Source organism: Asanoa sp. WMMD1127 (genome assembly GCF_029626225.1).
Lineage (GTDB): Bacteria > Actinomycetota > Actinomycetes > Mycobacteriales > Micromonosporaceae > Asanoa.
On the sequence record NZ_JARUBP010000001.1, the window covers coordinates 4,960,507 to 4,980,338 of the forward strand.

The following is a 19,832-nucleotide window of genomic DNA, read 5'->3' on the forward strand; positions in this document are numbered from 1 at the left end:
AACGACCGATGACTAGGGCGGCGCGCTCGCAGCTGCCCGTCGTGACCCCCAACGGTCCGGTCCACATCCCCCTGCCCCGGCGGGTGGGCGTCCCGGACACGACGGACCCGCCGACCGATGCGACCATGCTGCTGCCGCGGTCGCCGAGCCAGGAGGAGGCCGAGCGGGCCAAGCGGCAGGCGGTCTGGCTCGACCGGATCGCCTGGATCGCGCCCGCGGCGCTGACCCTGGCGCTGTGCCTGATCAGCCTGACCCGCGCCGGGCTCTGGGCCGACGAGCTGGCCACCTGGGGCAACACCACGGTGTCCTGGGGCGAGTTCTGGCACCAGCTCAAGGGCACCGACGCCAGCATCGGCCCGTTCTACGTGCTGATCCGCATCTGGACGGCCGTCTTCGGCGACTCCGACCTGGCGCTGCGGCTGCCCTCGGTGCTGGCGATGGCCGGAGCCGCCGCGATCATCGGCCGCCTCGGCATCCGGCTCGGCTCGTGGCGCGTCGGCCTGCTCGCCGGCATCACGTTCGCCATCCTGCCGATCGTCACCCGCTTCGGGCAGGAGGCCCGGCCGTACGCGCTGGCGACGTTCTTCGCCGCCCTCGCCACGCTGCTGCTCCTGCGCATGCTCGAGGGCTTCACGCTCGGCATCGCGATGGCCTACGCCGCCGCGGTCGCCGCCGTCGGCCTCATGCACCTCGTCGCGCTGCTGCTGCTGGCCGCGCACGGCCTCGCCGTACTCCTGCTGAAGCGGAAGTTGTTGTGGCGCTGGATTCCCAGCGCGTTCGCCGGTCTCCTCCCGCTGATCCCGATCGTGCTGATCGGCCGCCGGCAGCAGGGCAACCAGATCGGCTGGATCCCCTTCACGGACCTGCACCAGATCCAGGCGTACGGCCTGGAGTTCTTCGGCGGCGCGCTGATCGGCGGCGCGATGCTCGCCCTCGGCGTGGCGGCGGTCTCCCGCGAACGCGGCGCCGTGGTGGGCATCAGCATCGGCGTCGTGCCGGTGGTGACGCTGATGGCCCTCGGCTCGGTGGCCCACCTGTGGCAGCAGCGCTACGTGCTCTACACCGTCGTCGGCTGGGCGGTGCTGGTCGGCCTGCTGCTGGCCAAGCGCAGCGTGGTCGCCGCGGTCTCGACGCTGGCCGCGCTGGCCATCCTGGCACTGCCGGGGCACGTCGAGGTGCGCAAGCCGTCGTTCCGCTACCAGGACACCAAGGCGGTCGTGGCCCTCATCGACCGGGACTTCCAGCCGGGCGACGGCATCGTCTACGGGCTGAAGGACCGCGGACCCGGCGTGCTCAACCGCGACGTGATCGCCCACTACCTGCCGCCGGAACGCCGGCCCGTCGACCTGCTGATGGACCGCCCGATGCGCACCGACGGCTGGATGGTGTCCAGCGAGCACACCGACGTTGCCGCCCGGCTCGGCACCACGAAGCGGATCTGGGTGCTGCGCCTGGGCGAATACGGCGATCCGCTCGACGAACTCGACGGAAACAAGAAGGACGTTCTTAACGAACGTTATGATGTCGCGGGCAGCTGGTGGACCACCGGCTACACCGTCGCATTGTTGACCCGGAAGGACGCTGTGTGACGACGCACGTCGAGGCCTCACGCCGCGACGAGCCGGGGGAGCGGACCCAGATCATCCCGCGCCAGCAGGCACACCCCGGCGAGACGCACGTGATGCCCGCCGTGCGCATGCCGATCACGCCCGGTGCGACCACCATGGCACAGCGTCACGCCAGTTGGCTGCCGCGGTTCTGGCCGCTGGTGCTGTGGTTCGTCGTCGTCCTGGCGGTCACGCTCATGCTCAGCGTGAAGTCGACCGGTCCGCTGGGCGCCGTGGTGACGGTCGTCTGGACCTATCCGGTGATCGGCACGATCGCGGGCCTGGTCGGCGCCGTCATCACCCGCCGCCGGCTGCGCCGCGACCGGCTGACCGCCGCCGACAACCGGGTCATCCAGTGCCGCGACCGGCTCGTGGTGGTGGTGCCGACGATCGGCCGCCACGACACCTATCCGGCCCTGGACCGCGTCGTCCGCTCGTACATCACCTATCTGCCCGAGTGTTTCGCCAAGCTCCGGGTCGACGTGGTCATCGAAGAGGGCTGCGAGGCGGCGGAGAAGATCTATCGGCTGGGCGAGATCAGCCGCTACATCCGGGTCGTCACGGTGCCGCAGAGCTACCACACGGTCAACGGCACCAAGTTCAAGTCGCGCGCCAACAACTACGCCCACGAGCTGCGGATCGCCCAGCACGAGGACCGCGACGACGTCTGGGTCCTGCACATGGACGACGACACCGGCGTCGGGCTCGACACCGCGATCGCGCTCGCCCGGCTCATCGAGCAGCAGCGCGGGCTCGGCGACGAGGCCTGCCACCTGGCGCAGGGCATCCTGACCTACCCGCGCGAGCACGCCAACAACCGGTTGACCTGGCTGGCCGACGCGAGCCGGCCGATCGCCGACGTGACCGTCTACTCGGCGTTCACCGGCAGTGGCCACCCCCTGGCCGGCGTCCACGGCGAGTTGCTGCTGGTGCGGGCGTCGGTCGAGGCCGAGATCGGCTGGGACTTCGGCCCGGAGGCGATCGTCGAGGACGCCCAGTTCGCGCTGATCTTCAGCCGGCGCTATCCCGGGCGCAGCGCGTGGTTCGCCGGCCGCTGCTACGGCGCGTCGCCGGCCACCGTCCGCGACTTCTTCCGCCAGCGGGAACGCTGGGCCTGGGGGCTGATCGGGCTCGCCCTCGACGACCGGCTGCCGCTGCGCGACCGGCTCTACATTGGATATTCCACGTTCACGTGGGTGATCAGCCCGCTGCAGCACCTCGGCACCATCCTGCTGGTCGGCTGGGTGCTCGGCTCGTTCGACACGGTGCCGCTCACGCTGATGGTGCTGCCGATCTGGGCGCTCAACATGGCGTACGCCATCTGGCTCTACTCCGAAGGCCTGCGGATCAACGTCAGCGTCTCGCGCCGGGCGAAGTACCGGTGGTGGGAGGGCATAGCGGTGATCCTGCTCGTGCCGCTGTTCTCGCTGATGGAAGGCGTCGGCGCCGTTCGCGGCCTGATCAAGCACATCCGCGGCGGCCAGCAGCAGTTCGTCGTGATCGCGAAGCCGATATGAGGCGCGCCCTCGCGGCGCTCGCCGCTGTCGCCCTGTTCGCCGGCGGCTGCTCCTCCGGCGACGGCGACGACGACCCGATCGGCCGGATCTCCGAGACGCCGCCCGGCGCCACCTCGTCGGCCGGGCCCGCGGAGAAGCCGGTGGTCAAGGTCCGCGACCCGTGGAAGCCAGGGATGCGCCAGCACGGCATCGCGATCTACTGGGAGAACAACCCCGACGACACCGACCAGGTCGTACGCGCGAAGGCACAGAAGATCCTCGACCACGTGGTGGCCCTGGGCGCCAACGCGGTCTCCGTCTCGTTCTCCTTCACCATGGACTCGGCGTACGCCAGCGCGGTGCGGATGGACCACGAGATCACCCCGTCGCCGGCCCGGCTGGGCATCGTGCTCGACGAGGCCAACAAGCGGGCCCTGCGGACGGCCGTGCGGCCCATGCTCAGCGAGCGCAACCTGACCGACGACGACCCCGACATGTGGCGCGGCGCGATCAAGCCCGACAGCCGCACGAAGTGGTTCGCCTCCTACCGCGACATGCTCGTCAAATATGGCAGGGTCGCCGAGGAGGCCAAGTCGGCGACGTTCGTCATCGGCACCGAGCTCAACTCGATGGAGACGAGCTCGACGGGCTGGGGCACGGTCGCCACCGGGGTCAAGAAGGTCTACTCGGGCGAGATCGACTACAGCGCCAACCACGACCGGCTGCGCGAGTCCGGGCCGGCCGACGGCATCACGCTCTCCGTCGACGCGTACCCGCCGGTCCGGGTCTCCGACAGCGCTTCGGTGAGCCGGCTGGTCGAGGGCTGGAACGACTGGCTCGACGACAACCGCGGCGACGGTGAGCTGCCCGACCTGGTGCTGGCGGAGGTGGCCATCGCGGCCCGCACGGGCGCCTATGCGGAGCCCTGGTCGCCGCACGCCAAGGGCTCGATCAAGCCGGAGATCCAGCAACACTGGTTCGACGCGGCCTGCCAGGTGATGCGCGACCGCGACCTGGCCGGCATCTACTTCTGGATGATCAACCTCGACGCCGACCCCAAGGCGAAGCCTTCGAGCAAGTCGCCGATGGACTTCCTCGGCCGGCCGGGCGAGAAGAACATCAGCAAGTGCTTCAAGAACGACGTCTGATCTCCTTTATGGGGTGATTGCCGGATCTTCTCCGGGCGGACAGCGCAGGCCATCTTCGCGCAGAATTGTGATGGCTGTGTGACCGACCGAGACGGGGGTCTGGAATGTCCATCAAGAAGGTCGTGGTCGCCGACGCGCTGGCCGACGAGGGCAGCCACGAGTGGGGCGCGCCCCGCAGGACCGAGATCCACGCCGACGCGGATCGCGGCCACTCCTGGGAGGCTCCGGTCAAGACGGAGAGCCGCGACTGGAACTGGCTCGCGCCGCGCAGGACTCCGGTCCGGGCCGAGGTTGACCGCGGCACCGACTGGCTCGCGCCGCGCAAGACGCCGGTGGTCGCCGAGTTCGACCGCGGCACCGACTGGGAGGCGCCGCTCAAGACACCGATCGAGGGTGAGTCGGCGCGGGACCTCAACTGGGTGGCGCCGCGGACGGCGCCGATCGACGCGGCCTGACGCCGATGCGGCTGTGTCTGGCCGCGATGCCCTGGCTGGCTCTCGACACGCCGTCGTTGCCGATCGGGATCCTGCGCCGGCGGGTCGCCGAGACCCGCCCGGCGGACACCGTCGTGGAATACCACGGCGGCCTCCGGTGGGCCGAATACCTGCTTTCGGCCAGCGCGGGTGAGCTGACGCCCAACGACTACGTGCGGCTGGGCGACCAGGGTCTCGGGCACGGGCTCGGCGACTGGGTGTTCGCCGGCGCCCTCCACGACGATCCACTGTGGCGGGTCACGGAGCTGCGCGACCACGCCACCCGGTGGTCCTTCGACCTGGGCCTCGCGGAACGGATGCGGGCGCACGCCGGCGACTTCGTCCGGCTGGCCGCCGACGAGATCCTGCGCGCCGAGCCCGACCTCGTCGGCTTCACCACCACGTTCATGCAGACGGTGCCGAGCCTCGCCGTCGCAGCCGAGCTCAAGCGCCGCCGGCCCGGCATCGTCGTCGTGCTCGGCGGCGCCAACTGTGAGGGGCCGATGGGCGCGGCGTTGCACCGCAACCACAGGTTCGTCGACTACGCGGTGCGGGGCGAGGGCGAGATCGCCTTCCCCGCGCTGCTCGACCACGTCGAGGCCGGCACCGCCCCCGCCGACGTCGCCGGCCTGTGCTGGTGGCGCGGCGCGGAGTCGGTGGCCAATCCCGAGACGACCGCGAGCGTGCCGCCGGCGCTGATCCCGATGCCCGACTACGACGAGTGGTTCGCCCTCGTCGAGCGGTCGCCGCTGAGCGCCTACCTCAGCCCCTACGTGTTCATCGAAGGCTCCCGCGGCTGCTGGTGGGGCGAGAAGCACCAGTGCACGTTCTGCGGCCTCAACCCGGAGTTCATCGCCTTCCGCAGCAAGCCGGCCGAGCGGTTCTGGACCGAGCTGTCGACCCTGGTCGAGCGGCACCAGGTCCTCGACATCATGACCGCCGACAACATCATCGACATGGCCTACTACCGCGACCTGCTGCCCCGCCTGGCCGCCGCCGACTGGGATGTCCGGCTGCAGTTCGAGGCCAAGGCCAACGTGCAGGCCGAGCACATCGCGATGCTGGCCGACGCCGGCGTCTCGTCGGTCCAATATGGAGTGGAAAACCTCGACAGCCGGGTCCTGAAGATCATGGACAAGGGCGTCACGGGCGCCACCAACGTCCGCGTACTGCGCGACAGCGAGGACAACTCCATCACCGTGCGCTGGAACTATCTCTACGGCTTCCCGGGGGAGGCCGAGTCCGACTACCTCCCGGTGATCGGGCAGATCCCGGCGCTGGTCCACCTGCAGCCGCCCTCCGGCGCGACCCGGATCGCGCTGGAGCGGTTCAGCCCCTACTTCGAGCGGCCCGAGCTCGGCTTCCCGCGCCGCGAACCGGCCGAGTTCTACCGCTTCAGCTACGACCTGCCCGACTCAGAGCTGCACGACCTGGCCTACTTCTTCGAGTGTGACGACCAGGGCATCGGCGGCGAGGTCGAGCGGCGGCTCAGCGACGGCATCGAGTGGTGGCGCGACAACTACCCGACCTCAGCGCTGCTGCGGGTCGACGGGGACGACGCGCTGACGATCAAGGACCGCCGGGCCGGCTGGCCGCAGCGCGACCACACGCTCACCGGCGTCGCCCGGATCGCCTACGACGCCCTGCGCCGCCCGCGCACCGCGGCCGCGCTCGGGCGACACCTGCGCGAACAGGGCCATGACGCGGACCTGGTCCCGGAATGGTTGGCCGCGTGGCAGGCCGACGGGTTGGTCTTCCTCGACGGCGCGACGTTCGTGGCCCTCGCGCTGCGGAACCTGCCGGTCAAGATCGCCCGGCAGCGTGGGCGAACCCGGCAGCCCGCCGGAGCGCCGGCATGACGACCCATCCGCACCCGCACGTCGTGGCCGAGCCGATCGTCCTCGCGGCCGATCCGGCGACGCTAACCTTCCTCGCCTGGCTGCGCGACCAGCACTCGGCGACCACCGCCGTGGCCTGGCGGGCCACCGTCGACCCAGCCCTCGACACGGCACCGCTGCACCACCTGCAGCCGCCCGAGCCGGTCGGCCCGCTGCCGGCCGAGGTCGCCCGATGGCGGGCCAGCCACCGGCCGGCGCTGCGCTACTACCGGCGCGGGCCGGGCTTCATCCAGGTCAAAGACGTCCGGCGGCCCAGTGCCGGCGCCCGCTTCGTGCTCGACCACCCGCCGCTGATCGAGGCGTTCGACCGCTGCCTCGCGCCGACCCGCCTGAGCGACCTCGCCGAGCCCCACCGCCGCGCCGCCGAGGCGCTGGTCGACGAGCAGCTGTTGATGCTGGTCGATGGCTGGGCTCTCACCCTGCCCTATCGCATGCGCCGCTGGCCCGTCCCCAGTCAGGTCGCCTGAGCCCAGGCCGCCTCGAAGAAGCCGACCTCGAGCCGCATCGCTCGGCGGTAGACGATGGGCACACGGGAGTCGTCAGGTGCGGCGTAACGGTCGAGGAGGGCTTCCAGGGTCGCGGCGAGGTCGGCGAAGCCCGGATCGGCGTACGTCCGGATCCACTCGCCGTAGCGGTCGGCCGGTTCCGCGGCGGCGAGCGACCGCCCGAGGTGCGCGTAGAGGCGCATGCACGGGGTGAGCGCCGCGCAGGTCTGGCCGAGGTTGCCCAGCGCGGCGGTGGCGAGCAGGAAGTCGGTGTAGGCGAGCGTGGCCGGCAGCGGCTCGACGCGGCCGAGGTCGATGGCGAGGCGCCGCGCGTACCCCTCGTGCAGCCGAAGTTCGTCGCGCACCCCCGACAGCAGGTCCGCGAACGCGTCGAAGCCGGCACGGTCGGGGCTGTGGGCGATGGCCAGGGCGTACGCGCGGGCGAACGACTCGAGATAGAAGGCGTCCTGAGCGACGTAGCCCGCGAACACGGCCTCCGGCAGCGTCCCGTCCCCGAGGCCGCGGACGAACGGGTGGTCCGACGCGGCCGAGGCCAGGTCGGCGTTGTCGCGCCACAGCGCCGCGGCGAGGCTCATGCCGCGTCCCAGAACGCGGTCTCGGCGGCAGCGACCGCGCGGAACACCTCGTCGTCCCCGGCATCGCCGGCGGCCGCCGCCAGCCCGGCCACGTAGTCGGCGAACGCCGGCGCGGTCCAGTGCGCGACGTACTCCCGGTAGGCCGGCGCGCCCGGCGCGGCGAACGTCCACGCGTCGAGATAGGCCCGCTCGATGGCCCACAAACCGACCAACGCCTGGGGCACCGGCGCGGCGTCGAGCCGGCCCAGCAGGTCCCGGTAGGCCAGTGTCGCCGACCCCGGCGCGGTGGCCAGGTCGAGCCCGTGCTGCGCGGCCCGGTCCTCGAACCAGCTCAGCTCGTCGACCAGGGCCACCAGCCCGGCGGCCAGCACCGCCTGCGCCGGCCGGGGCGCGCGGGCCAGCAGGCGGGCCTGGAACACCAGCAGGTCGGCGACGAAATGGTGGTCCTGCACGAGCCACGCGGCGAACGCCTCCGCCGGCAACGTGCCGTCGCGTACGCCGGTCAGGAAGGGGTGCCGGGTGGCCGCGGTCCAGGCGTCCGCATGCCGGTCGAGAAGATCATCCAGCCGCACCCCGCCGACCTTACCCGCTGGCGGCTCGCCGCTGGATCTCCGCCCGCAGCTGACGCACGCCAGGCGTCACGCCCACCAGGGACACCCGGATCCCGTACGGCCGCTCGATCCCCGCGGCGCGCGTCCCCTTGGCGGCCTCGGCCCATCCCCATCGTTCGAGCGGCGGATGTGCGCGGTCCCCGTCGGCCAGCTCGCACAGCAAGGCGGGGCTGAGCCATCGGCGTACCCGTGCCGTCTTCACGTTGTCCCACGGGGTTTCCAGCGTCTCGCCGTCGGCGCCGGTCAACGTCAGGCTGTCCGCCGTCAGCCGCATCGGCAGGCCCGGCTCGCGCCGGATCGGCAGGTAGACGGCGGCGCCGACGATGGCGACGACCACGAGGGCGAACGGATCGCGCCACGACTCGTCGAACACGAGGCCCATGAAGCCGGCGAAGATCAGGGCAGCCAACGCCACGACGACGGCGTACGTCAGGACGCGCGCGGTGGATCGCCGGAAGGTGATCTCGCTCGGGGTCACGACTGCTGCCGCTGACGTAGGTAGCGTGCGCTCCGTCGGCGGGTGACCCACACCAGGGCCACGAGAGCCGCCCAGAGAACAACGTTGGCCGCCGCCAGGGCCGTCTTCCACGCCTCGTCCTGGTCGGCGATCCGCAACACGAGCAGTGCCACGTTGAGGGCCAGCAGTCCGCTGTAGAGCCACAGGAGCCAGGATCCGCGGAGCGTGCGCTGGGCTGCCTCGCGCGCGAGCGCGTCGATGCGGGCGTCGTGGGGCTGCCCGGTGCGCAATGCCTGCTGCACCGCTCGCCGGGTGGTCCGGCTCGTGCCGGCGAGCAGCGGCGGTCGTGGCCTGAGCCGGTGAATTCCCCACGCCACGACGGCGCCGAGCGCGGCCACCACCCACAGCATGCCGACGAGGCCGACGGCTTCGCGGCTCGAGAGGGAGCCGCTGCTGCCGGCCATGAGTGCCATCGGTGTGAGCACCAGGGGCAGGACGACCAGCACGATCGTCGCGATGAACCTGCCGTTGCGGGACCGGCGTGCGGCGGTCCGGGTCAGTTCCGCGCGGTCGGGTATCGCGTCGTCGGCTGCCACGACGCCATCCATACCCGTGTGCGGCTCAGGCGAACCCGATGTGGACGAGGACCCGCAGGCCGTCCTGAGGCAGTTCCAGCACTTCGTAGTCCGGCGCCTTCGTGGGCGACGGCGGCGCCGACCAGCGGGCGGTGAAGGCCGGGCGGTCCGCCAGCTCCGCGGCCAGGGCCTCGGCGTGCGGGTCGTCGGTGCGGGCCGCCGCTTTGAGCGCTGCGACCTGATCGGTGGCGACGGCCGGCCAGTCGGCGAAGGCGTGGTGGGCGCGTGGATCCGTGAACAGGTAGCGGACCAGGTTGGGGCGGTCGTCGTCGAACAGACCGGTCATCAGCTTGGCGTAAGCGGGGTTCCAGGCCAGGACGTCGCCGAGTCGGTTGAGCAGCACCGCCGGTGTCGGGTCGAGGCTGTCGACCACCTGGCGCACCGGAGCGCGGACCGTTGTCGCCGGGTCGGCCGCGCGGGGGCAGCGGACGCCGGCGGTGGTCTTGGCGGCCAGCCTGAGCAGGGCGCGGTCGTCAGTGTCGAGGCGCAGCGCGTCGGCGAGGGCGTCGAGCACCTGAAGGGACGGCCGGCGGTCCGTGCCCTGCTCGATGCGGGCGAGGTATTCCACGCTGACGCCGGAGAGGGTGGCCAGCTCGGACCGGCGCAGTCCGGGCGTGCGGCGGCGGCGACCGGCCGGGAGGCCGACCTCGCCCGGGGTGATCGCTTCTCGCCGGCTCCGCAGGAACGGGCCCAGCTCTCCGCTCATGCCACCGAACGTAGCGCGGCTCAGGCGCCGCCGGACACGGCGATCGCCTGGCCGGTGATGCCGGTGTTGGCGGCCGAGCCGAGATAGACGACGGCGTTGGCGACCTCAGCGGCGTCCAGCAGGCGGCCGAGCGGGGTGTGGGCCGCGATCTGTGCGCCGGCCGCGTCGACGATCGCGCCGTTGCGGTCGGTGCGGGTCAGGCCGGGCATGGCCACATTGGACAGGATGTCACCGGCCCGACCCAGGCTGTACGCGGACGAGCGGCTGAAGCCGTGCAACGCCGACTTGGCCGCGACGTAGTACTCGCCACCGGCCATGCCGTTGACGGCGGCGACCGACGAGACGTGCACGATCCGGCCCCAGCGGTGGCGCCGCATGACCGGGGCGACGGCGCGCGTCAGGTCCAGGGCGCCCTCGATGTTGGCGCGGAGCACGGTCCGCCAGGCGTCGCCCGGCTCCTCCTCGAACGGCCGCTCGTCGTCGGGCGCGCCCATGCCCCAGACCACGGCGTTGTTGACCAGCACGTCGACGCGGCCCGTCCGGGCGGTGGCCGCCTCGACCAGTGCCGTGGCGGCGCCCGGTTCGCCCAGCGCGTACCGCACCGCCAGGCCCCGGCCGTCGAGGTCCCGCACCAACCGGTCGGCCTCGTCGCGGGCGTGCAGGTAGGTGACGACCACGTCGGCCCCTTCCGCGGCGAAACCCCTGGCGATGTGCCTTCCGATGCCGCCGGTGGCGCCGGTCACGATCACGGTGCGGCCCTTGAGTCCCAGATCCATGCGTCTCAGCCTGCGGTGCGGTTCGGATCGGAGACAGGCCGCCGTTATCCGCGCCCTGCGGGGGCGTGGCTGATCTGGCTCACGTCGGCGAAGTGGTAGCGGCCGATGCCCAGCGCGTCGACGATGGCGCCGGCGCTCGTCCCCTCGCCGGCCGGCAGCAGGTGGAAGGTGTGTGCGAAGAGCATCGTCGGGCCGCGGCTCGCCTCGGCGTCGCGGATGTCGAGCAGGTTGTGGGCCATCAAGGTCGAGCGGGTGGACATCAGGAGGGGGATCCGCTCGTCCCGCGGGAGGGGCCGGGCCGCCTGCCAGTGGTAGTGGAGCAGGCCGAGGCCGGCGTCCAGGTGCGTCCTGGCGCGGCGCCACGCGTCCCGCGAGGTGTGCGCGACCAGCTCGGGGGCGCGGGCGTACAGGCTGGTGCGCAGGTCCGCGCCGATCGCCTTCAGCCGCTCGGCCTCGGGGGTGGCGCCCATCGACTGTCCGAAGTCGAGGATCGCCTCGTCGCGGCTCCAGCGGTGGTCGTCGCCGGCCATCGCGGCGATGTCGAGGTGGTCGAGGCCGAGGTAGTCGCGGGCGTACTCCAGATAGCTTCGCGGGCTCGGCGCGCTGGTGTTCTCGGTCGGGGGGTCGAAACCGTGGAAGGTCAGCTGCTCCGGGTGGTCCCGCATCCAGACGACCAGTCGTCTATTGGCGTCGAGGGCGCCGAAGTCGTGGGAGAAGCCGGCGCGCATGACGTCGTCGAGGTCGCCGATGCCGTGCGACACGTAGTCGTTGACGGCGAGGGCGGCCACGCGGTCGGTTTCGAGGGCGATCGACCGGAAGCCGGCGTCGACCAGTCGGGCGAAGATCTGGTTGCGGACCGCGCCGAACGCGGGATTGTCGTGGGCGGGCTCGCCGAGGGCGAAGAGGTCACACTCGCTGTCATAGCTCATGTGGTTCAACCGTACCGTTGAAGCTTCGGTTGAGACTTTACTCGTTGTGCGCGTGAGGCGGCTCGGTAAAGTCTCAAACCGTGCGACCGGCTGACCTCGCGCGTGAGCATGGGCTGTCGACCCAGGCGGTACGCAACTACGAGCGGGACGGGTGCCTCCCGCCGGCGGAGCGCACGGCCAGCGGCTACCGGGTCTACACCGCGGTGCACGCGGCCGCGTTGCGGGCCTACCTGGCCCTGGTCGCGGGGCACGGCCATGCGGCGGCGGGCCAGATCATGCGGCTGGTGCACGACGGCGCGCTGGACGACGCGTTGGCGGTGGTCGACCAGGGACACGTCCAGCTGGTGCGGGACCGGGCCACGCTAGACGCGGTGCGGTCAGCGCTGCCGGTGACGCCGGTCGACGCTCCGCGCGCGGGCGCCTGGACGGTCGGCGAGCTCGCGCGCCGGCTGGTGATCACGCCGGCCACCGTACGCAAGTGGGAAAGCGCCGGGATCCTCGCGCCGGCCCGGGATCCGGCGACGGGCCACCGGGTCTACGGGGCGAGCGACGTCCGCGACGCCGAGCTGGCGCACCTGCTGCGGCGCGGGGGATACCCGCTGGACCACATCGCGACCGTGGTCCAGCAGGTCCGCACCGCCGGCGGCACCGAGGAGCTCGCCCGTGCCCTGGCCGACTGGCAGCGGCGGCTGACCGCGCGAGGCGTGGCCATGCTCGACGCCGCCGCCCGCCTGAGCGACTACCTGCGCGTCTAGCCGTCGTACTGGGCGATCTGGATGAGGTTGCCGCACGTGTCGTCGAGGATGGCCGTGGTCACCGGACCCATTTCCGTCGGCTCCTGGAGGAACCGCACGCCGAGCGCGCGCATCCGCTCGTACTCCGTGCGCACGTCGTCGACGGCGAACGAGGTGACCGGGATGCCGTCGGCGACGAGCGCGTCCTTGAACGGCTTGGCCGCGGGGTGCTCGTCGGGCTCGAGCACGAGCTCGGTGCCGTCGGGCGCCTCGGGGGAGACCACGGTGACCCAGCGGTGCTCGCCCAGCGGCACGTTGTGCTTCTCCTTGAAGCCCAGCACCTCGGTGTAGAAGCGCAGGGCCTTCTCCTGGTCGTCGACGAACAGGCTGGCCAGGTTGATCCTCATGGTGCCCCTTCCCGCCGGAGCCAACGATCCACAATGGACGTCAGTGGCGTGGTGTCGATGTGATGGAACTTGTAGCGGCCCTCGCGCCTGGTCTCGACCAGACCCGCGGCCTCCAGCACGTCGAGGTGCTGCGAGATCGCCTGCCGCGACGAGCCGAGCCCGTGCTTGCTCGCCAGGCGCGCGCAGATCTCGAAGAGCGTCTGACCGTCGCGCTCGGTCAACTCGTCGAGAATCGTGCGGCGCGTAGGGTCCGCCAGGGCCTTGAAGACGTCACCCACACCACGGAACGTTATGCAAGCAGCTACTTGCCTGTCAAGCCCGGCGGCGCCGATAGGTCGCGATGATGACGCCGGTGGTGGTCGGGACCGTGTCGGTCAGGTCCAATGTGGTCCACACGCCGTCGAGGAGTCGCGTGCCTGTGCCGAGCGTGAGTGGGTGGATCGACAGCGTCAGGACGTCGACCAGGTCCGCCCGCAGCAGGGCGCGCACCAGCTCGCCGCTGCCCAGCACCGCCAGGTTGCCGTCGAACTCGCGCTTCAGGGCCGCCACGGCCGCCACGGCGTCCCCGTCCAGCAGGGTCGAGTTCTGCCACGGGAGCGGGTCGCGCAGCGTGCGCGAGGCCACGTACTTCCGCCGGCGGTTCAGCACCTCCGTGTAGGGGTTGCCGTCCGTCCGGTCGGCCCATGCGCCGCGCAGGTGCTCGTAGGTGCGGCGGCCGAACAGCATAGCGCCCTCGGCGCGCATGCCCGTGCCCATCGTCTCGGCCATGACCTGGTCCATGTAGGGGACCGCCCAGCCGCCGTACGCGAATCCGCCTCGCTGGTCCTCGTCAGCGGCCGCCGGCGCCTGCATCACCCCGTCGAGCGTCACGTTCTCCACGACAACGACGTTGCCCATCGCTTGGTCTCCTCAGGTGGGTGGCCGGTCCGTCGCCGGCCTCTCCTCACCTACCCGAACGAGCCGGGCCCGGATCGACACCACGAGAAGCACAGTCGCCACAAGCGTCACGAGCAGCATCACCACGAAGCCGCTCCAGCGGCCGGGTGCGCTCAGCGCGTTGCGGAGACCGGCCGCCGTCATCCCCACCGCGGCCAGCCAGACCAGGGCGAGGAAGCCAACCACCGCGTGTCGCATCGGCGCAGCCTAACGCTCGTCGATGGTCACGTCGATGGTGTAGTCACGGGCCCGGTACGAGTGGTCGCCGTACTCGACGGCGAGCCCCGCCGCGTCGAAGGCGGCCCGGGTCATCGTCAGCACCGGCTCGGACGGCTTGAGGCCGAGCTGCCGCCGCTCGGCCGCGGTCGCGCTGCGGGCGCCGATCTCCTGGTGCGCCACCACCGCCCGCACGCCGCGCGCCCGCAGCAGGGAGTAGAGCCCGTGTGACTCGAGCTCCGCGGCGGTCACCTCGGCCGAACGTGGCGGCAGCCAGTTGCGCAGGATCGCCAACGGCTGCGGGCCGGCCATCCGCAGCCGCACGATGGCGAGCAGCTCGACGTCCGCCGGCAGCTCGAGCTCCGCCGCGATCCGTTCGTCCCTCACCACGTGGTACGCGAGAACGACCGTCCGCGGGCGGCCGCCGGCGCGGTCGAGGTCCTCGTAGAGGCTGGTCAGGCCGGCCCGGCGGTGCACCTTGCGGGTGGCGACCGTCGTGCCCCGGCCCCGGCGGCGCAGCAGCAGGCCCTGGCCGACCAGCTCCTGGATCGCGCGGCGGACCGTCGGCCGCGACAGGTCGAGCCGCTCGGCGAGGGCGATCTCGTTCTCGAACGGGTCGCCGGGCTGGAGCCGGCCGTCATCGATCGCCGAGCGGAGCTGCTCGGCGAGCTGATGGTAGAGCGGCACGGGCGACGACCGGTCGATCGTCACACCCACCTCGAGCGCCATGGGCGCACTGTACAGGCTCAACAGCATGACGTTACGTAAAAATGTTGGAACAAAAACTTGACCGCCATATTGACGCGCGTGCACGCTACGTCCAGCCCTTCGAGCCCGACGGGACAGGTGACCGCGATGCGCATCGGCCTGGTAGGGGTGGGAAGGATCGGCGCCTTCCACGCCCGCACACTGGCCTCCCTCGACGCCGTCGACGAGCTCGTCGTCACCGATGCCGACCAGACCGCGGCGCGCACGCTCGGCACCGAGCTCGGCATCCCGGTCGCCGAGGGCACCGAAGCGCTCCTCGGCGCCGGCATCGACGGCCTCGTGATCGCCGCCGCCACCCCGGCCCACGCGAGCCTGCTCGCGGCGGGGGTCGCCGCCGGCGTACCCACCTTCTGTGAGAAGCCCCTCGCGGCCACCCTGCCCGAGACGCTCGCGGTGGCCGCGCTCGTGGAGGACAGCGGCGTCCCGGTCCAGATCGGCTTCCAGCGCCGGTTCGACGCCGGCTACCTGCGCGTGCGGCAGGCGGTCCGCGGCGGCGTCCTCGGCTTCGTCCACACCATCAGGGCCAACACCCACGACCAGGCGCCGCCGCATCCCGCCTACATCCCGACCTCCGGCGGCATCTTCCGCGACTGCTCGGTGCACGACTTCGACATCATCCGGTTCGTCACCGGCCGCGAGGTGTCCACGGTGTACGCCACCGGCGCCAACAAGGGCGCCGACTTCTTCACCGCGGCCGGCGACGTCGACACCGGCGCGGCCGTCCTCACCCTCGACGACGGCACGATCGTGCTGGTCTCGGCCACCCGATACAACGGCGGCGGGCACGACGTGCGCCTCGAAGTGCTCGGTGAGAAGGGCGCGCTCGGCGTCGGGCTCGACCACTCGCTGGCGCTCGACTCCGCCGAGGCGGACGTCGACTTCCCGGCCGGCCCGCGGCACTGGTCCTTCATGGACCGGTTCCAGCCGGCCTACCGGGCCGAGCTCGCCGCGTTCGTCGACGTCGCACGCGGCGAACGGCCCTCGCCGTGCACCGTCCGCGACGCCCTGGAGGCGTTCCGTGTCGCCGAGGCTTGTGAGCTGTCCCGGGCCGCGCACCGTCCGGTCGCGCTGGCCGACATCAAGGGCGCATGATCAATCCACCACCGACACCGCCCCGAGGACGCGGCGGATGGAGAAAGGCTACCGAGATGACGCACAGACTTCGGATGTCCCTGCTGGCCGTCGGGGCCGCGGCCGCGCTGACCCTGGCGGCGTGCAGCTCCAGCGGCGGCCGGCAGGACAACGACGAGCCCGAGAACAGCGGCGGCGGCGCCAACACCCCGCGGATGACGGTCGCGTTCATCACCCACTCCGCGCCCGGTGACACGTTCTGGGACCTGGTCCGCAAGGGCGCCGAGGACGCGGCGCGCAAGGACAATGTGGAGCTGCAGTACCAGGCCGATCCAGACGGTCCGGCCCAGGCCAACCTGGTGCAGTCGGCGATCGACAAGAAGGTCGACGGCATCGCGGTCACGCTGGCCAAGCCCGATGCGATGAAGGCCAACGTGACGGCGGCCGCGCAGGCCGGCATCCCGGTCGTCGCGCTCAACGGCGGCATCGACGCGTGGCAGGGCATGGGCGTGCTGGGCTACTTCGGCCAGGACGAGCGGATCGCGGGCCGCGCGGCCGGCCAGAAGCTCACCTCCGACGGCGGCAAGAAGGCCCTCTGCGTCATCCACGAGCAGGGCAACGTCGGCCTCGAGGCGCGCTGCGACGGCGCCAAGGACAGCTTCGCCAACACCGAGAAGATCTACGTCACGGGTACGGACATGCCCGGCGTCCAGGCGGCGGTCACCTCGAAGCTCCAGCAGGACAAGGCGATCGACCGGGTGCTGACGATGGGCGCGCCGTTCGCGCTGGCCGCCGTGCAGTCCGTCAAGGACAGCGGCAGCTCGGCCAAGGTGGTCACCTTCGACACCAACAAGGAGCTCGTCGCGGCCATCAAGAGCGGCGACGTGCAGTGGGCCGTCGACCAGCAGCCCTACCTCCAGGGCTACCTGGCCGTCGACAGCCTGTGGCTCTACAAGACCAACGGCAACACGATCGGCGGCGGGCAGGCGACGCTGACCGGCCCGGCGTTCATCGACAGCAGCAACGTGGCGTCGGTCGAGCAGTACGCCAACAACGGCAAGCGGTGAGCACCGCGACCGACGTGGCGGCGACCCGGGACGACCGGGTCGCCGGCCGGTCGCTCGGCGCCCGGCTGTTCAGCCGGCCCGAGGTCGGCTCGCTGGTCGCCGCCGTCGTCATCTTCCTGCTCTTCATGGCCGTCGCGGAGCCGTTCCGCAACGTGGCCAACATCGGCACCATCCTCTATGGAGCGTCGACGATCGGCATGATGGCCGTGCCCGTGGCGCTGCTGATGGTCGGTGGCGAGTTCGACCTGTCGGCCGGTGTCGCGGTGACCACCGCCGGCCTGTCCGGGACGCTGCTGGCCTGGAACTTCGGCCTCAACGTGTGGGTCGGCGTGCTGCTCTCGCTCGTGCTGGCCGTGGCGATCGGCGCCTTCAACGGCTGGCTGCTCCTGCGCACCGGGCTGCCGAGCTTCCTGGTCACACTCGGCACGTTCTTCATCCTCCAGGGCGTCAACCTCGGCGTGACCCGGATCGCCACCGGCAACGTGGCCAGCGCCGACATCAGCGACATGGACGGCTTCGCCAGCGCGCGGTCGCTGTTCGCCTCGCAGGTCACGATCGGCCTCGTCAACCTGAAGATCACTGTCCTCTACTGGGTGCTGCTGACGGTCATCGGCGCGTACGTGCTGCTGCGTACCCGGATCGGGAACTGGATCTTCGCGGTCGGCGGCGACGCCCCAGCGGCGCGGGCCGTCGGCGTGCCCGTGCGCGCGACGAAGGTCGGCCTGTTCATGGCGGTCGGGTTCTGCGCCTGGCTGTCGGGCATGCACCTGCTGTTCCAGTTCAACACGGTGCAGTCCGGCGAGGGCGTCGGCAAGGAGTTCATCTTCATCATCGCCGCGGTCATCGGCGGGTGTCTGCTCACCGGCGGGTACGGGTCGGTGGTCGGCGCGTCGATCGGCGCGCTCATCTTCGGCATGACCCAGCTCGGCATCAACTACGCGGGCTGGAACCCGGACTGGTTCCGCACGTTCCTGGGCGTGATGCTGTTGCTGGCGACGATCGTCAACCTGTACGTGAAGAGACGGGCGGACCTGCGATGAGCATCCTCGCGTTGTCGGACGTCGGCAAGAGTTATGGCAACGTCCACGCCTTGCGGTCGGTGTCGTTGACCGTCCGCCAGGGCGAGGTGACCTGCGTGCTGGGTGACAACGGCGCCGGCAAGTCCACATTGATCAAGATCGTTTCCGGGCTGCATCAGCACACGTCCGGGACGATGGTGCTGGACGGGTCGCCGGTGTCGTTCGGGTCGCCGCGCGAGGCCCAGGCGGCCGGGATCGCGACCGTCTACCAGGACCTGGCGTTGGCGCCGTTGATGTCGGTGTGGCGGAACTTCTTCCTCGGCAACGAGCTGCGGCGCGGTTTCATGCGCATGCTCGACATCGCGGCAATGAAGCGGATCTGCGCCGACGAACTGTCCAAGATGGGCATCGTCATCCCCGACCTCGACCGGCCGGTTGCCAGCCTGTCGGGTGGGCAGCGGCAGTGTGTGGCGATCGCCCGCGCCATCTACTTCGGAGCCCGGGTCATCATCCTCGACGAGCCGACGGCGGCGCTGGGCGTCAAGCAGTCCGGGGTGGTTCTCCGCTACGTGGTGAAGGCCCGCGATGCCGGGCTCGGCGTCATCTTCATCACCCACAACCCGCACCACGCCTATCTGGTCGGCAACCACTTCGTGATCCTGAAGCTGGGGCGGGTCGTGCTGGACGCGCACCGCGACGAGCTGACGGTCGACCAGTTGGCCGCGGAGATGGCCGGCGGGGACGAGTTGGTGTCGTTGAGCCATGAGCTGCGCGGGGTGGATGCCGGGAAGGTCGTGTCGCCGTCGTCGGTGACGCCGGGGTCGGTCGAAGCGCCGTGAGCCGCCTACGGGTCGGCGTGGTCGGGGTCGGGGTGATGGGCGCCGACCACGCGGCCCGGGTGGCATCGCTGCCGTCCGCGTCGTTGGTGGCGGTGTCGGATCCTGCTGCGGACCGGGCGGCGGCGGTGGCCGCGGCCGTGCCCGGTGTGCAGGTTTTCCCGTCGGCCTTGTCCCTGATCTCATCGTCCTCAGTGGATGCTGAGCTGATCGCGTCGCCGGGGTTCGCGCACGAGGAACAGGTGTTCGCGTGCCTGGCCGCCGGGAAGCCGGTGCTGTGCGAGAAGCCGCTCACGGACTCGGTCGCCTCCGCCGCTCGGCTGCTGGCGGCCTCGCGGGATCTGGCCCGGCCACTGGTGCAGGTCGGCTTCATGCGGCGCTTCGACCCGGCGTACGCCCGGCTCCGCTCGGATCTGGCATCGGGCTCGATCGGGCGGCTGCTTCTGCTGCACAACGTGCACCGCAACAGGTCGGCGCCGGCCTCGTTCTCGACGGAGCTGATCGTGCGGGACTCGCTGGTGCACGAGGTCGACGTCTGCCGGTGGCTGTTCGACGACGAGATCGCGTCGGTCCAGGTGCTGACGCCGGCGTCCTCCGGGCTCGCGCCCGCGGGGGTCCGGGATCCGCTGGTGGCGGTGTTCAGGATGGCGGGCGGCGGGGTGGCGACGACGGAGGTGTTCGTCAACAGCCAGGTCGGCTACGAGGTGCGGTGCGAGGCGGTGGGGGAGTCGGGGAGTTTGTTCGTCCCGGCGCCGCGGCCGCTGCCCGCTGACTTTCTCGCGCGCTTCCGGACGGCGTACGACCTCGAGGTTTCGGCCTGGGTCTCGGCGTGTCTCGGTGGCTTCAGCGTCGGACCTGGGTTGGCGGACGGTTGGGCGGCCACCGCGGCAAGCGAAGCAGGCGTACGGTCACTGCAGAACGGCGGCGCGCCGGTCGCCGTCGACTTGTCGTGAGGTGGCCG

General features: G+C 71.4%; 24 protein-coding genes. 12 read left to right on the forward strand and 12 right to left on the reverse strand.

The genetic code is table 11. From position 1 onward, the window contains the following. Positions 1-41 precede the first annotated feature (41 nt). The 6 genes from O7635_RS23770 (at position 42) to O7635_RS23795 (ending at position 7,089) form a co-directional block, all read left to right on the forward strand. Positions 42-1,589: a glycosyltransferase family 39 protein gene (locus O7635_RS23770; protein WP_278082671.1), complete on the forward strand. Its 1,548-nt coding sequence runs from the start codon at positions 42-44 to the stop codon at positions 1,587-1,589. After that, the gene (locus tag O7635_RS23775) at positions 1,586-3,124 is read left to right on the forward strand and encodes a glycosyltransferase family 2 protein (protein ID WP_278082672.1); all 1,539 of its coding nucleotides are present in this window, start codon (positions 1,586-1,588) and stop codon (positions 3,122-3,124) included. Before O7635_RS23770 ends, O7635_RS23775 begins: the two co-directional genes overlap by 4 nt. Beyond that, the gene (locus O7635_RS23780) at positions 3,121-4,251 is read left to right on the forward strand and encodes a hypothetical protein (RefSeq protein WP_278082673.1); all 1,131 of its coding nucleotides are present in this window, start codon (positions 3,121-3,123) and stop codon (positions 4,249-4,251) included. Before O7635_RS23775 ends, O7635_RS23780 begins: the two co-directional genes overlap by 4 nt. 104 nt (positions 4,252-4,355) lie before the next feature. After that, positions 4,356-4,706: a hypothetical protein gene (locus O7635_RS23785; RefSeq protein ID WP_278082674.1), complete on the forward strand. Its 351-nt coding sequence runs from the start codon at positions 4,356-4,358 to the stop codon at positions 4,704-4,706. Between the two features lie 5 nt (positions 4,707-4,711). Continuing rightward, a complete protein-coding gene (locus tag O7635_RS23790) occupies positions 4,712-6,583 on the forward strand; it encodes a RiPP maturation radical SAM C-methyltransferase (protein WP_278082675.1) in 1,872 nt (623 codons plus the stop codon). Continuing rightward, positions 6,580-7,089, forward strand: coding sequence for a DUF5825 family protein (locus tag O7635_RS23795; protein ID WP_278082676.1), 510 nt, complete (start codon positions 6,580-6,582; stop codon positions 7,087-7,089). The genes O7635_RS23790 and O7635_RS23795 overlap by 4 nt, the downstream gene beginning before the upstream one ends. Here the strand turns inward: O7635_RS23795 and O7635_RS23800 are convergent. The 7 genes from O7635_RS23800 to O7635_RS23830 are packed head-to-tail and all read right to left on the reverse strand — an operon-like array spanning position 7,077 to position 11,817. Beyond that, positions 7,077-7,703, reverse strand: a complete 627-nt coding sequence (locus O7635_RS23800; protein WP_278082677.1) for a TenA family protein — start codon at positions 7,701-7,703, stop codon at positions 7,077-7,079. The two genes, O7635_RS23795 and O7635_RS23800, sit on opposite strands and share 13 nt — an antisense overlap. Further along, entirely contained in the window at positions 7,700-8,275 is a 576-nt protein-coding gene (locus O7635_RS23805) for a hypothetical protein (protein WP_278082678.1), read from the reverse strand. The genes O7635_RS23800 and O7635_RS23805 overlap by 4 nt, the downstream gene beginning before the upstream one ends. Positions 8,276-8,285: 10 nt before the next feature. Further along, positions 8,286-8,792, reverse strand: coding sequence for a hypothetical protein (locus O7635_RS23810; protein WP_278082679.1), 507 nt, complete (start codon positions 8,790-8,792; stop codon positions 8,286-8,288). Next, positions 8,789-9,367: a hypothetical protein gene (locus tag O7635_RS23815; RefSeq protein ID WP_278082680.1), complete on the reverse strand. Its 579-nt coding sequence runs from the start codon at positions 9,365-9,367 to the stop codon at positions 8,789-8,791. Before O7635_RS23815 ends, O7635_RS23810 begins: the two co-directional genes overlap by 4 nt. A gap of 25 nt (positions 9,368-9,392) precedes the next feature. Beyond that, on the reverse strand, positions 9,393-10,112 hold the full coding sequence (locus O7635_RS23820) for a helix-turn-helix transcriptional regulator (protein WP_278082681.1): 720 nt from the start codon (positions 10,110-10,112) through the stop codon (positions 9,393-9,395). A gap of 20 nt (positions 10,113-10,132) precedes the next feature. Continuing rightward, positions 10,133-10,888, reverse strand: a complete 756-nt coding sequence (locus tag O7635_RS23825; protein WP_278082682.1) for an SDR family oxidoreductase — start codon at positions 10,886-10,888, stop codon at positions 10,133-10,135. A gap of 44 nt (positions 10,889-10,932) precedes the next feature. After that, positions 10,933-11,817, reverse strand: a complete 885-nt coding sequence (locus tag O7635_RS23830) for an erythromycin esterase family protein (RefSeq protein WP_278082683.1) — start codon at positions 11,815-11,817, stop codon at positions 10,933-10,935. Between the two features lie 80 nt (positions 11,818-11,897). On the opposite strand from O7635_RS23830, the gene O7635_RS23835 reads away from it, so the two are divergent. Next, positions 11,898-12,572: a TioE family transcriptional regulator gene (locus tag O7635_RS23835; RefSeq protein WP_278082684.1), complete on the forward strand. Its 675-nt coding sequence runs from the start codon at positions 11,898-11,900 to the stop codon at positions 12,570-12,572. Here O7635_RS23835 and O7635_RS23840 read toward each other — a convergent pair. From O7635_RS23840 to O7635_RS23860, 5 genes are read right to left on the reverse strand one after another with little or no spacing between them, the layout of a single operon-like run. Next, complete coding sequence (locus tag O7635_RS23840; protein ID WP_278082685.1) at positions 12,569-12,958, reverse strand: VOC family protein; 390 nt, start codon at positions 12,956-12,958, stop codon at positions 12,569-12,571. The genes O7635_RS23835 and O7635_RS23840 overlap by 4 nt on opposite strands. Next, positions 12,955-13,236 carry a metalloregulator ArsR/SmtB family transcription factor gene (locus O7635_RS23845; protein WP_278082686.1) on the reverse strand — a complete coding sequence of 94 codons (282 nt, stop codon included), beginning with the start codon at positions 13,234-13,236 and terminating at the stop codon, positions 12,955-12,957. Before O7635_RS23845 ends, O7635_RS23840 begins: the two co-directional genes overlap by 4 nt. A gap of 34 nt (positions 13,237-13,270) precedes the next feature. Next, entirely contained in the window at positions 13,271-13,855 is a 585-nt protein-coding gene (locus tag O7635_RS23850; RefSeq protein WP_278082687.1) for a dihydrofolate reductase family protein, read from the reverse strand. Between the two features lie 12 nt (positions 13,856-13,867). Beyond that, complete coding sequence (locus O7635_RS23855) at positions 13,868-14,092, reverse strand: hypothetical protein (protein WP_278082688.1); 225 nt, start codon at positions 14,090-14,092, stop codon at positions 13,868-13,870. Positions 14,093-14,101: 9 nt separating this feature from the next. Beyond that, a complete protein-coding gene (locus tag O7635_RS23860; RefSeq protein WP_278082689.1) occupies positions 14,102-14,839 on the reverse strand; it encodes a GntR family transcriptional regulator in 738 nt (245 codons plus the stop codon). A 126-nt stretch (positions 14,840-14,965) separates the two neighbouring features. Between O7635_RS23860 and O7635_RS23865 the strand changes: the two genes are divergently transcribed. The 5 genes from O7635_RS23865 to O7635_RS23885 are packed head-to-tail and all read left to right on the forward strand — an operon-like array spanning position 14,966 to position 19,824. After that, positions 14,966-15,970: a Gfo/Idh/MocA family oxidoreductase gene (locus tag O7635_RS23865; RefSeq protein WP_278082690.1), complete on the forward strand. Its 1,005-nt coding sequence runs from the start codon at positions 14,966-14,968 to the stop codon at positions 15,968-15,970. A 56-nt stretch (positions 15,971-16,026) separates the two neighbouring features. Beyond that, positions 16,027-17,016, forward strand: coding sequence for a sugar ABC transporter substrate-binding protein (locus O7635_RS23870; protein WP_278082691.1), 990 nt, complete (start codon positions 16,027-16,029; stop codon positions 17,014-17,016). Beyond that, complete coding sequence (locus O7635_RS23875; protein ID WP_278082692.1) at positions 17,013-18,056, forward strand: ABC transporter permease; 1,044 nt, start codon at positions 17,013-17,015, stop codon at positions 18,054-18,056. Before O7635_RS23870 ends, O7635_RS23875 begins: the two co-directional genes overlap by 4 nt. After that, entirely contained in the window at positions 18,053-18,874 is an 822-nt protein-coding gene (locus O7635_RS23880; protein ID WP_278082693.1) for an ATP-binding cassette domain-containing protein, read from the forward strand. Before O7635_RS23875 ends, O7635_RS23880 begins: the two co-directional genes overlap by 4 nt. Continuing rightward, positions 18,871-19,824 (forward strand): Gfo/Idh/MocA family oxidoreductase, encoded by a 954-nt coding sequence (locus O7635_RS23885; protein WP_278082694.1) that lies wholly within the window; start codon positions 18,871-18,873, stop codon positions 19,822-19,824. The genes O7635_RS23880 and O7635_RS23885 overlap by 4 nt, the downstream gene beginning before the upstream one ends. Positions 19,825-19,832: the final 8 nt, after the last annotated feature.

Coding starts and splice junctions, on each gene's coding strand:
- O7635_RS23780 (WP_278082673.1), top strand. CDS start 3,121: ATGAGGCGCGCCCTCGCGGCGCTCGCCGCTGTCGCCCTGTTCGCCGGC.
- O7635_RS23785 (WP_278082674.1), top strand. CDS start 4,356: ATGTCCATCAAGAAGGTCGTGGTCGCCGACGCGCTGGCCGACGAGGGC.
- O7635_RS23790 (WP_278082675.1), top strand. CDS start 4,712: ATGCGGCTGTGTCTGGCCGCGATGCCCTGGCTGGCTCTCGACACGCCG.
- O7635_RS23795 (WP_278082676.1), top strand. CDS start 6,580: ATGACGACCCATCCGCACCCGCACGTCGTGGCCGAGCCGATCGTCCTC.
- O7635_RS23800 (WP_278082677.1), bottom strand. CDS start 7,703: ATGAGCCTCGCCGCGGCGCTGTGGCGCGACAACGCCGACCTGGCCTCG.
- O7635_RS23820 (WP_278082681.1), bottom strand. CDS start 10,112: ATGAGCGGAGAGCTGGGCCCGTTCCTGCGGAGCCGGCGAGAAGCGATC.
- O7635_RS23825 (WP_278082682.1), bottom strand. CDS start 10,888: ATGGATCTGGGACTCAAGGGCCGCACCGTGATCGTGACCGGCGCCACC.
- O7635_RS23830 (WP_278082683.1), bottom strand. CDS start 11,817: ATGAGCTATGACAGCGAGTGTGACCTCTTCGCCCTCGGCGAGCCCGCC.
- O7635_RS23840 (WP_278082685.1), bottom strand. CDS start 12,958: ATGAGGATCAACCTGGCCAGCCTGTTCGTCGACGACCAGGAGAAGGCC.
- O7635_RS23850 (WP_278082687.1), bottom strand. CDS start 13,855: ATGGGCAACGTCGTTGTCGTGGAGAACGTGACGCTCGACGGGGTGATG.
- O7635_RS23855 (WP_278082688.1), bottom strand. CDS start 14,092: ATGCGACACGCGGTGGTTGGCTTCCTCGCCCTGGTCTGGCTGGCCGCG.
- O7635_RS23860 (WP_278082689.1), bottom strand. CDS start 14,839: ATGGCGCTCGAGGTGGGTGTGACGATCGACCGGTCGTCGCCCGTGCCG.
- O7635_RS23865 (WP_278082690.1), top strand. CDS start 14,966: ATGCGCATCGGCCTGGTAGGGGTGGGAAGGATCGGCGCCTTCCACGCC.
- O7635_RS23870 (WP_278082691.1), top strand. CDS start 16,027: ATGACGCACAGACTTCGGATGTCCCTGCTGGCCGTCGGGGCCGCGGCC.
- O7635_RS23880 (WP_278082693.1), top strand. CDS start 18,053: ATGAGCATCCTCGCGTTGTCGGACGTCGGCAAGAGTTATGGCAACGTC.